Raw genomic sequence first — 11339 nt, forward strand, 5'->3', positions numbered from 1 at the left:
GTAACTACTCAGCGTACGCTTAAAATCAGGGAAACGGAGCCTAAGCGGAGTGATGATTTTTAGTCTCTGGTAGGCGACAGGGCAATTCGCTGATCCGAAGTGCGCTAGTAGCGCGCGAGGGAGGCAAGAATTGCATTTCGAATAGCCGTCCAGCCATTTGAGGTAGACTTAACTGAGCAGGGTTTTGTGCGTAGTTGAGTAGTTGAGACGGACGCAGGGCGACCAGGGCATCTCCCATTCGCTGCGTAGGCGAATGAATGTTGGTGACAGGAGTCCCAGAATGTTGTGAGGTAGCATGGCGCGCCTGAATAATTAAAAAAGTTCTTGACAGGGTTTTAGTCTGGTTTTTGTGATTTTTAGTAAACTGCCCAACAGTCGATTAATCCACGCTTTATTGCTTCTATCGCTATAGTCATCACAAAATGTCCCCTTAAACATCTACGACCTCGAAGAACTTTTTTATTCGCCTTACAATCGCTTAAAACAAGGAAAATTCGGGATTTAAAACCCATGAGATAATAAGCCTGTCCTTAAAGCAATACAGGTTACCCTTTGAAAATAGACTTCATCGATGTTGATTCCGCAATCAGTCATGCCAAACAGTTACTTGAAACTGAGCGTGATATATCGCCTGCGCTAAAATCAGCACTGGAAGTGATTCTATTATTAGTCACGGTATTACTCAATCGAGTGACACTGAACAGCAAAAATAGCAGTAAACCACCTGCAAGTGATCCCAACCGTAAAAAAGGGAATCGAAAAAAATCAGATAAGCCTTCTGGCGGACAAAAATCGCATGTCGGCACGACACTTCAAAAAATAGATGACCCGGATGAAATCGAGATCATTACCATTGATCGCCGTACCTTGCCAAAAGGGCGATACACGGCAGATGGCTTTGAAACACGCCAGGTATTCGATATTGATATCTCAAGGGTAGTGACAGAATACCAGGCGCAACGGTTGATAAATGAAAAAGGGCAGTGTTTTATCGCTCCTTTTCCAGATGAGGTTACTAAGGCTGCGCAATATGGTAATGGGATAAAAGCCCATGTGGTTTATCTTTCGCAATATCAGTTATTATAGCACCCCAAAGAGTCAAGACAGATTTTTCAACAATCCTTATTCCATATTCCTAAGCCGCTTCATTCTGCTGTTCATTAGCTAAAATACTTTCTCTATATACATTCATTGGTTTTTTATAGTCCAGGGTTTCATGAAACCGTTGATGATTATAAAACTCAATATAGTCATCAACATCTTCTATTAACGCTCTAATTGAACCATATTCATTTAAATAAATACGCTCACATTTTGCACTTCGCCAAAACCGTTCAATACAAATATTATCCGTTGCTCGTCCTTTTCCATCCATAGAAATAGTAATGCCTTTGTTTTTTAGTCGTTGGGTATGAATTTCACTGGTGTATTGACTGCCTTGATCCGTATTAAAAATTTCAGGTGTTCCGTAGAGAGAAAGCGCTTCATCTAATACATCCATAACTAAAAAAGAATCCATTGTGTTTGATATTTTATGGGCGAGCACTGCTTTTGAGTGCCAATCAATAATCGCCGCTAAATAAACCATCCCTTCTTTGGTTTTAATATAGGTTATATCTGTACTCCAAACTTGGTTAGCGTGTGATATATCAAGATCTCTAAGCTTATAAGTATATTTTTTATGTTCTTTTATGGGGATCGTTGTATTGACTTGTTTTACCGCTAATACGGCTTTCAAGCCCATCTGCTGCCGATAACTCGCCACCGTGTTTAAACTGACTTTAAAACCACCTTCAAGCAACTGCTGGTGTACTTTAGCCGCACCATAAATAGGGATGTCTTTAAAAATGTGATTAATCTGAGTTTTGATCTCTTCTTTCTTTTTATTCTCTCTTTTTTTGTAATAGAGATTGCTTCTATTTAATCCTAATAATGCACACTGCTGTGTTAGAGGTAGAGTGTTAAGCTTGGGCTCAATCAACTGTTTTCTATCAGATGAGTCCAAGCTTTTTAGCTTTTTTTCGAGCCACTCCTTTTCAACCGTCATTTTTCCTACGATTTTTGTGAGCATCTCATTTTGTTCTTGAGCTGCTAATAGATCCTCTTTGTAATCTTTAACGGCTTTGGAGGGCTCCATTGCTATTTCTGCATTGTCTAAGAATATTTTTTTCCAGTTTTGTAGGTTCTTAGGTGTGATGTTATTTGCACTGGCAATTTCTTGCAGTGTTTTTTCATTCTTTAAAACTTCTAATACCAACTTGCTTTTAAATTCAGCACTGTAGACCGTTCTTTTTCTGCTCATTTTAATACTCCAATTTTTTACAAATAGTAACTAATTTGGAATAAGATTGCTTTGATTTCTTGTCTGGATTTGCTGGGGGATTATAAACTGTGACCTGCAAACTCTTTGCCATTCGTTGCGATCTAGCCACATAAAGAGCCATGTGGGGCGACACACACCTCAAGGGTTATAAGGGTGTGTTTTTGTGATAAAACGCCTGTATACGCCACTAGGTCTGCTTTTCCTAGCCACACCATTTTTATGGTTCTGTCGCATAAATCCCCCTCCCGACCTTATCTGCTATCATAATTCTCAATTTCAATAAAAGGTAGATCAGATGCTCAGCTTCAAAGGCACTCACTTTCAAAAAGATGTCATTCTTTATGCTGTTTTCTTTTATGTCAGGTATGGCGTTTCGTATCGCGACCTTGAAGAAATTATTGAAGAAAGAGGTGTTGAAGTGGATCATGCTACGCGCAATCGTTGGGTTATCCGTTATTCTCCTGCCATTGCTGTGAAAGCTAAATCTCAGAAACGAGGAACCAATAAATCGTCGCGCATGGATGAAACGTATATCAAATTGAAGGGGCAGTGGACCTATTTATACCGAGCTGTTGATAGTCACGGGGATACGCTTGATTTCATGCTTTCTGAGCACCGTGATGAAGAGGCTGCAACCGCATTTTTCAAACAAACGATTAACAATAATGGCTTTCCTGATAAGGTCCTTATGGATAAAAGTGGCGCTAACTATGCAGGATTAGCCAATATTAACCTCTTGTTAATCCTCGCTGGGTTTGCCACTATGATTGACATATTACAAGTTAAATATTTGAATAACATCATCGAACAGGATCATCGCTTTATCAAAAAAATATCAAAACCGATGATGGGCTTTAAAGCGTTTCACTCCGCCCAAGCAACAATTGATGGAATTGAAACGGCACATATCATCCGAAAGGGGCAATTGTCTGAGGAAAATATTCCTGCTTATAAGCAGTTTATGGCTTTAGCAGGATAGTTATGCCTGAAGACCAGGAGGTCTGTGCTTTTGATAATTATTGCGACAGAACCTTAGGTAAAATTAAGTGCTTGATAGCTGTGGAAAACGGCAGGAATTTTATTTTTCTAAGTTCATCTTGTAGTAGTGGTAACCACTCTGTCTCATCAAATTCTTCGGCGTATTTTGCCAGCTCTTCTGCTGTTTGAAGGTAGCCTACTATCTCTGTTTGTCGAATTTGTCGTAATGCCCCATTAAGATTAAAGATACGAATGGTTTCTTTGGCACGATGGTTATCAGTAAAGCTTAGCCCTTTAATTGGCACGATATTACCATCGGGCAAAAACTCAAGAAATTCCTCAGGGTCTTCATCGTCCATTTTGATTAGGTCTTCATGAGCATAATGTGGCAGGCCATCCTTATGCTTGCCACAACAGTCTGTCCGGTTGCAAGAGCCAAACATATTACTCCACAAAAAAGTGCCTTGAGGGTAACTATGGGCTCTGCGTTGCCGGAAATGCTCTATATGCGAATTACGGATTTCTGTTTTTATTGCTGCCTCACAATAAGCACAGCGATTCTGCTGCATTACGTCAAGCTTTACCCAGATTTCACCTTTATCATCTGACGTGACACTAACCCAATTATCTTGACCGTACTGATACTTATTTAAACATGCTGGGGGCTGTGTGGGACGGTCTAACTTATGCATTGCTATCCTCTATTGATTTCCTACTAAGAAACTTTTCTTTCATCGTTTGAAGACGAATTAATCTTTCACATTCATGCCAGGCTTGATGTTTTTCACCAAAATGATCAAGTATATTTTTCCTGATATCGCGTGCTTCACTGGTATCTAATTCGTTTTGTACGATAAATGTTTTGTACTTTTTTAACCATTGAGCAGGTTCTACATCTGGGATAGGGTCAACATCCTGCAATTGCGCCATTACATCTGAACATGGTAGCCCTAAGTTCTCTGTTAATGGTCTATTAGCAGTTGAAATAAGTTCACCTGTTTCACTATCAACTTCATGTTTTATAACACGAATACTTTCTGAAGGAACTGTAGATAATACTTGTGGGCTGTGAGTAGTCACAATAAACTGGATATTTGGGAATGCTTGACGCAATGAAGTAATAACTGTTTGTTGCCATTGTGGATGTAAATGCATATCTATTTCATCAATCATTACCACACCAGGTGATGACTCTGCTGCTTTATCCCCCAAGTGCCCATTTATAAGCACGCAGCGATAAGCAATATCAGCTATCATAGCCAGCATATTTTTTATTCCAGCACTTAATTGAGTAATTTTCATTACCCCATGTTTCGGATGTTTCAATACTAAAGATTTATCGTATTTCTCACTGTACTGTAAATTCTGCCAACCTACAGGTTTTAGAACTTCATTCACCGCATCTTGCACTACTTTAACTGGGTTACGGAGTTCATTAGGTACTTCGATAAAAGTTTCACCATCCTCTAATTTCTTAATTTGATACTCCATAACTTTCAAATAGGCAGAAGTAAACCAATCTTGAAATTGTTTAAAGCTAGATGCCGGGTCTAGGCAGTCCTGATAAGCAAAGCTTCTTATTTGTTCGTTATTTTTTTTAGTTACTCCTGCTTTAACACCCATTAAACGCTTTTCTCGCCACAGACGACCTGTGCCATAATAACCAAATACAGGTAAATTTTCAGGTTCAACATTTAAATCTCTAGTTGCATTCTGTAAAGCTTTAGCTGATTTTTTTAATATCTTTGTTCCAGGATCATCTTTTGTTTGTGATTTTTTAGCTTCACTATCGCGATAACGCTGCCAAGTACTTTTGCTTTCTTGATAATCACCAACAGTAAGAATAGACGATGGGAATTGCCGTGCCATTAAATCCAGTGCGCCAAATATTTGTGATTTCTGTTCGACCGATTTTAAAATTCTTACATCATCAATAGTAATAGTATTCGCTGGATCAGCATAAGAATTTTTTGCCAAATCGAATTGACTCACAAATGGCCACATAGCAATACGCACAGCATCTAAAATAGAAGTCTTGCCTTCACCGTTATTTGCCGCTAATACTGTAATGTGAGGATGAAGATTAATCTCAAGCTTCTGATAACACCGAAAGTTCTCAAGAGTAATTTTTTCTAATTTCATAATATTTGTTCCGGTGCTACTGACTTATACTTCGCGCGGTCACGGATGCGGAATTAGGCTTCCCGTCTAAAGCGGGACAATTTAATGGGTTCTGTCGCAATACTTATCAAAAGCACAGACCTCCAGACAACCAGCGTATCAGCTTTCCTTAAAGACTTTAAACATTGTTCAAGTTCGGGTCTGTCTTTTTTACTTCCTGACGCTTTTTCCTTATAAATTATTTCGCAACCAGCTGCATTAAGCGCGTCTATTTGTAGTGATGTATCTTGAGAAGATGTTGAAACTCGAGCGTAACCTATTTTCATCTGTTTACTTTTTTAACATGGGTTTTATTAACTATAAATAAGGCCTTGTTAATGGTGATTAGCTGTGTTTATGGCGATGTAAAAAATACACTTATATTTTTTCCATGGACACCTATCTTGTTACTGGGCTAGCTGGCTACTCAAATGGAAAGAGGGTGCCTTTGAAGCTGAGCATATGAACCACCTTTTATTGAAATTGAGAATTATGATAGCAGATAACGTCGGGAAGGGGGATCTATGCGACAGAACCATTGGAGGTATTATCTTGCCTTTTTTAAAGGGGGTTAGAATGTGTGGTTTAATTGACGCTTACATTTTATAAAGTGTATAGGTGAAAACAAAAACATGTACCCAATTGATAGACCTGAAAAAATATATCGTTATCAAAAAATAGACTTAGTGGCAATGAACTCATTATTTCATGATAAGTTGTACTTTTCTGACCCCTCTAAGTTTAATGATGCTTTCGAACGTAGCCCTGTAATAACAGGAGATTCTGAGATTGATGACTTGCGGTTGATATTGAGAAAACTAATTGAAGAAAGAACAGAAAGAGAGGTGCTTTCTTTATTAAGTAAAGTTGGTCTTAATGACATTAAAGCTATTAATTTTTCAAAAAAACGAGGAGATGAGAGGGCACGTTTTAGCCTAAAAGACGTTGCATATATGGCTACTAATCCAGACAATGGCTTTTCTGATATAAACACTGCCGAATACGCTGGGTTAATCCGTAAAATTGATGATGAAATTAATAAAAATTATACAAAAGGGGTGTGCTGTTTCTCGTCAACCATGGATAATAATCTTCTTTGGAGTCACTATGGTGATAGCCATAGTGGTTTTTGTATTGGATATGAATTCTTCAATCCCGAGGAATTAAACGGTAACAAAGGTCCAGATCTACATAAGGTTGATTATAGAGAAAAGCGGGAATTACTGACAAGCCTGATTTATAAAGCAGTAATCCATGATAACATCAACGCGAAAAATGATTTAGATTCTAAGGTTTTACTTCAAAAATCAAAAGGATGGGAATATGAGAAAGAATGGAGACTTTTAGATAATAAAGGCTCTCAGGAGTCATCTTTAAAATTAATTGACGTGACCTTCGGGCTTCGCTGTGACTATTCTATGATTGGGATAATCGTGAATGTATTGAAAGACAGGGTGAAATTTTACAAAATATATGACGCAGAGAAAAGTTTTGAGCTTCAAAGACACGAACTAGAACCTTGTGAGATATTGGCGGAATATCCAAGAGGGACTACCCGATATTGTTTTTCACCGATTTAGGGTTTCGTAACCGTTTTCACTTCTGAATATCGATCTTTATCAGCTAAGTTTCCTAAAATTTCAGACTCCCATTTATATAAACAACTTGGCAATTCTGTATCTATCCCGGTAATAGAAAGATTAGCTAAAGAAGTCCAGAATGTTTTATAGGAGTCTCGCCAAATGCTGAACAACTTATTAAATCAGTAATATCAGAAATACACCCTTTAGCATCCTTACTATAAAAAATATTTATATGATAATCATTCATTATGGATCACTCCCTTAAGTAACTGCTCCCTGTGATAAAAGATGTATTAAAATATGATTCCATCACATAGAAAAGCAACCCACCCCGGTATGATTTTGCTGAAACAGTTCATTGAGCCTATGGGGATCACACAAAAGGCTTTAGCGATGCATATAGGCATTCCTGCGCAACAAATCAATGAGATTGTTAGAGAGGTGAGAGGTCTCTCTCCTAACACGGCATGGTTATTTTCAAAAACTTTTAAAACCACCCCTGAGTTTTGGTTAAATTTACAAAACAATTATGACTTATTCTGTTCATAAACCAGAAATACATGTCAAATCCTTGAAAGCAATTAATGCATAATAAAGAAAAAAATCAAGAAAATTTAAACCCATAAATCGTTAAAACCTTATTAAAAACAATACTTTAAATGGATTATTCACAACTATAAATGCATTATATACAAACATAAAAACATAAAAACCTAAAAACAAAAAGACAAAATAATATATATATATTTATTTTTATTAAAAACAAAAGATAAAAGCTTAAAAGCCTAGTAAAGTTGTTAAAGGCTCCCCCTTGAGGGGGGAGCCTTTAACAATAGGATTATGTTCTTTTTTGTTTTTATCTTTTTGTTTTTTATAAAAAATAGATATATATATTCTTTAATGTTTTTATCTTTTAAGAATCCAATAAATATATAAAATGATGTATAAACAAATTATCAATTACGTTGTTTTGATTTTTCTTGGTTTTATGTTTTTATGTTTGTATATAATGCATTTATAGTTGCCCATAATTCATTTAAAATATTGTTTTTAATAGGGTTTTAAGGATTCATGGTTTTTATTATTTTTGATTTTTTTCTCTTAAGAAATCAATTATCACTTAAGTTCTTTAAGGGGTTCTTGGAAAGGAGAGGAGTGAATTGATCAATTCTAGTCTTTGTTAGGCTACAGTACGATTTGCCAATCTAAAGGCTCTAGAGGCGCGCCTAGGGGGTAAAGAACTGCATTATGGATAGTTGCCAATGTCTGCCAGGAAAGCTTAAAGATGAAGCCAGTACTTGAGCAACTAAAAACTTAAAGTTAATTCTTAGACTAAAAATAATGAAAAATCAAAAACCTAATCTTATAAAACCTTATTAAAAACAATAATTTAAGTGGATTATTTACAATTATAAATGCATTATATACAAACATAAAAACATAAAAACATAAAACCAAGAAAAATCAAAACAACGTAATTGATAATTTGTTTATATCTCATTGTATATATATATTTATTGGTTTCTTAAAAGACAAAAAAACAAAAGAACATAAATTTTACTGTTAACCCCCCGCCCCCTTGAGGGGCGGGGGGTTAACAGCTTTACTAAGTTTTTAAGTTTTTGTCTTTTGTCTTTTATAAAAATAAATATATATATTCTTTTGTCTTTTTATGTTTTTATATAATGCATTTATAGTTGTGAATAATCTACTTAAACTATTGTTTTTAATAGTGTTTTAAGGATTTATAGTTTTAATTTTTCTTAATTTTTATACAGATGCTCAAGCTTCTTTGAATCTGCCACAGAATGAACACAAAACGACTCAGTACAGAAGTCATACACTATAGCACCCCAAAGAGTCAAGACAGGTTTTTCAACAATCCTTATTCCATATTCCTAAGCCGCTTCATTCTGCTGTTCATTAGCTAAAATACTTTCTCTATATACATTCATTGGTTTTTTATAGTCCAGGGTTTCATGAAACCGTTGATGATTATAAAACTCAATATAGTCATCAACATCTTCTATTAACGCTCTAATTGAACCATATTCATTTAAATAAATACGCTCACATTTTGCACTTCGCCAAAACCGTTCAATACAAATATTATCCGTTGCTCGTCCTTTTCCATCCATTGAATTTGGCAATCCAGCAAGCTTCCAAGAAATGGACTATGACCATTAGACGTTGGAAAGCGGCACTGAATAGGTTTATGACTTAGTTTGAAGAACGCTTAACTGATTACATTTAACTATGAGAGTTACACAAAACTATTTATGCCCTCTTAAATATTGATGCTTGCATTCATGATGGCTGGTTTTACTTTCCAGAAGTGAAAAAATCACTAATGAATACCTTTATTTTTGAAATTACGAACTGAATTTATCTCTCAAGGGAATGGTAGTGTTTTTACCAATTTAAAAACAGATATTATTACTCATGTTTCGGAATTCATTTTGCTACACTTTGTATTTACGACACGTTATGTAAGCGATATTCCTGTAAAAAATAATTCATCGACTGTCGCAATAGGCCGATGACCGGCCTATTAGTGTACGCTTCGATTGTGATTAACAATATTCAGATTCAGATTGAATTTTGGTTAATACGGTTAATCGATTATCCCGTCTGTGGCTTCTAAATCTTGATAACAGGAACTCGTAAAATGTGGACTGCAAATCGCCAGAAATACTAAATCCTGTGTACCAGTATTGCTGATACGTTGACGACAAAGAGCAGGAATTAGTACGATATCACCAGGGTTTACTTGAGTGGCAGCAAGCTCGCCCACTTCTACCAGCCCCGTACCGGAAATAATAACATAGCGCTCGATAGCGTCAGTAAGTCGGTGCCAGCGCGTGGTTACGCCCGGTTCAACCCTGGCTTGAGCAATCGAGACATCAGGATCTTCACTGGAATTGGAGAGTTCAATAATATGACAGCCTTCATCAATAAAAAACTCACTTTCAGGTCTATAGGGCAGAATGCTTGCTTGCATAGTGTATGAGCCTGTAAGTGAAAATAATGGGAATTAGTTTGTAAGAAAAATACATTCTTGGTCTGATCAGTGGCTGGAGGGTGGTGCATATCGGTTATCCAGAGTTCTATCAATTTTAACCGTAAGGTTTTCTACTGTTTTAATGGTTAGCTTTTTATTTGGGCCTTTCGCTTCGGCAACATAATTGCCGATTAGTTTTGCATCGCTAACGCGGATTAAATGCCCCATTAAATAGGCAAATAAAAAGCTGGGCTTATGCAGCCTGCCCACCAGTACATATTCCGCTCCAAATTGTTTAGCTAGGTTGGCCGCTATATCATCATGATCAAATAAATAACCCACGCCGCCATTAGCATTATTCTGATCGATTAGAGGAATGTTAATAATCACATAATCCGCTGTTTTCAGTTCTGTTTCCAATAAGGGCCTTATGGATGCTGTTCTTTCGATCTCTGCAGTAGTTCGCGGGATCATGGTTAAATCTTTAAGTTCAAAGTCCAGTATGGCAATCCTGGTTTCTGCACCGGCGTTAAGACTGGTTAGACATAATAGACAGGCGATGAATAATCGAGATATCCATGTGCAGTTTAATAGGTTCATAAAATATCCCGTGATGTAAACGGTTAGAGAGAAAGGTAGGGCGGTGCTTTAGCCCGCTAATAGCAAAGTATAGCTTTAACTTAGAAAATAAGAGAAACCCAATTAATATTCAACAATTAAATGCCGATTTTGGTATTGCAAATCACATCGAATTTGTACAAGGGAAAGGCGGGCTGCCTTGTATACAAGTCAATAATACTAAAGCTTCAGCACTTTATAATCCCCCAGCAAATCCAGACAAGAAATCAAAGCAATCTTATTCCAAATTAGTTACTATTTGTAAAAAATTGGAGTATTAAAATGAGCAGAAAAAGAACGGTCTACAGTGCTGAATTTAAAAGCAAGTTGGTATTAGAAGTTTTAAAGAATGAAAAAACACTGCAAGAAATTGCCAGTGCAAATAACATCACACCTAAGAACCTACAAAACTGGAAAAAAATATTCTTAGACAATGCAGAAATAGCAATGGAGCCCTCCAAAGCCGTTAAAGATTACAAAGAGGATCTATTAGCAGCTCAAGAACAAAATGAGATGCTCACAAAAATCGTAGGAAAAATGACGGTTGAAAAGGAGTGGCTCGAAAAAAAGCTAAAAAGCTTGGACTCATCTGATAGAAAACAGTTGATTGAGCCCAAGCTTAACACTCTACCTCTAACACAGCAGTGTGCATTATTAGGATTAAATAGAAGCAATC

Annotated in this window: 12 protein-coding genes and 2 pseudogenes; 5 read left to right on the plus strand and 9 right to left on the minus strand. The window is 36.6% G+C overall.

Going from position 1 to position 11339, the window contains the following annotated elements; all coding sequences use genetic code 11:
* Window positions 1-40 precede the first annotated feature (40 nt).
* The gene (locus tag K6984_RS28855) at window positions 41-238 is read right to left on the minus strand and encodes a hypothetical protein (RefSeq protein WP_221898448.1); all 198 of its coding nucleotides are present in this window, start codon (window positions 236-238) and stop codon (window positions 41-43) included.
* A gap of 314 nt (window positions 239-552) precedes the next feature.
* On the opposite strand from K6984_RS28855, the pseudogene K6984_RS28860 reads away from it, so the two are divergent.
* Window positions 553-1083 (plus strand): annotated as a pseudogene (locus tag K6984_RS28860) (DUF6444 domain-containing protein); the annotation flags it as partial.
* Between the two features lie 52 nt (window positions 1084-1135).
* Here the strand turns inward: K6984_RS28860 and K6984_RS28865 are convergent.
* Window positions 1136-2302, minus strand: coding sequence for an IS3 family transposase (locus tag K6984_RS28865; RefSeq protein WP_087870166.1), 1167 nt, complete (start codon window positions 2300-2302; stop codon window positions 1136-1138).
* Window positions 2303-2618: 316 nt separating this feature from the next.
* On the opposite strand from K6984_RS28865, the gene K6984_RS28870 reads away from it, so the two are divergent.
* Complete coding sequence (locus K6984_RS28870) at window positions 2619-3302, plus strand: IS6 family transposase (RefSeq protein WP_221898450.1); 684 nt, start codon at window positions 2619-2621, stop codon at window positions 3300-3302.
* A 37-nt stretch (window positions 3303-3339) separates the two neighbouring features.
* Here the strand turns inward: K6984_RS28870 and ptuB are convergent, their stop codons facing one another.
* From ptuB to K6984_RS28885, 3 genes and pseudogenes are all read right to left on the minus strand, one after another.
* A complete protein-coding gene (gene ptuB / locus K6984_RS28875; protein WP_221898451.1) occupies window positions 3340-3993 on the minus strand; it encodes a retron Ec78 anti-phage system effector HNH endonuclease PtuB in 654 nt (217 codons plus the stop codon).
* The gene (locus K6984_RS28880) at window positions 3986-5443 is read right to left on the minus strand and encodes an AAA family ATPase (protein WP_221898452.1); all 1458 of its coding nucleotides are present in this window, start codon (window positions 5441-5443) and stop codon (window positions 3986-3988) included. Before K6984_RS28880 ends, ptuB begins: the two co-directional genes overlap by 8 nt.
* A gap of 119 nt (window positions 5444-5562) precedes the next feature.
* A pseudogene (locus tag K6984_RS28885) lies at window positions 5563-5748 on the minus strand (recombinase family protein); the annotation flags it as partial.
* A gap of 345 nt (window positions 5749-6093) precedes the next feature.
* Between K6984_RS28885 and K6984_RS28890 the strand changes: the two are divergent.
* Window positions 6094-7041, plus strand: coding sequence for a DUF2971 domain-containing protein (locus tag K6984_RS28890; RefSeq protein WP_221898453.1), 948 nt, complete (start codon window positions 6094-6096; stop codon window positions 7039-7041).
* A 124-nt stretch (window positions 7042-7165) separates the two neighbouring features.
* Here the strand turns inward: K6984_RS28890 and K6984_RS31885 are convergent, their stop codons facing one another.
* The gene (locus K6984_RS31885; RefSeq protein ID WP_420831739.1) at window positions 7166-7291 is read right to left on the minus strand and encodes a hypothetical protein; all 126 of its coding nucleotides are present in this window, start codon (window positions 7289-7291) and stop codon (window positions 7166-7168) included.
* 53 nt (window positions 7292-7344) lie between these two features.
* Between K6984_RS31885 and K6984_RS28895 the strand changes: the two genes are divergently transcribed.
* Entirely contained in the window at window positions 7345-7593 is a 249-nt protein-coding gene (locus K6984_RS28895; protein ID WP_230988348.1) for a HigA family addiction module antitoxin, read from the plus strand.
* Between the two features lie 1349 nt (window positions 7594-8942).
* Here K6984_RS28895 and K6984_RS28900 read toward each other — a convergent pair.
* The 3 genes from K6984_RS28900 to K6984_RS28910 all read right to left on the minus strand — a co-directional run bounded on the left by K6984_RS28900 (window position 8943) and on the right by K6984_RS28910 (window position 10645).
* Window positions 8943-9182, minus strand: a complete 240-nt coding sequence (locus K6984_RS28900) for an integrase core domain-containing protein (RefSeq protein ID WP_221897209.1) — start codon at window positions 9180-9182, stop codon at window positions 8943-8945.
* A gap of 476 nt (window positions 9183-9658) precedes the next feature.
* The gene (locus K6984_RS28905; RefSeq protein ID WP_221898454.1) at window positions 9659-10045 is read right to left on the minus strand and encodes a cupin domain-containing protein; all 387 of its coding nucleotides are present in this window, start codon (window positions 10043-10045) and stop codon (window positions 9659-9661) included.
* A gap of 66 nt (window positions 10046-10111) precedes the next feature.
* On the minus strand, window positions 10112-10645 hold the full coding sequence (locus tag K6984_RS28910; protein ID WP_221898455.1) for a DUF2380 domain-containing protein: 534 nt from the start codon (window positions 10643-10645) through the stop codon (window positions 10112-10114).
* A gap of 300 nt (window positions 10646-10945) precedes the next feature.
* Between K6984_RS28910 and K6984_RS28915 the strand changes: the two genes are divergently transcribed.
* On the plus strand, window positions 10946-11339 hold a 394-nt coding region (locus K6984_RS28915; protein WP_221898456.1), incomplete at its 3' end, for a transposase.

This window comes from Bathymodiolus japonicus methanotrophic gill symbiont (assembly GCF_019721995.1).
Lineage (GTDB): Bacteria > Pseudomonadota > Gammaproteobacteria > Methylococcales > Methylomonadaceae > Methyloprofundus.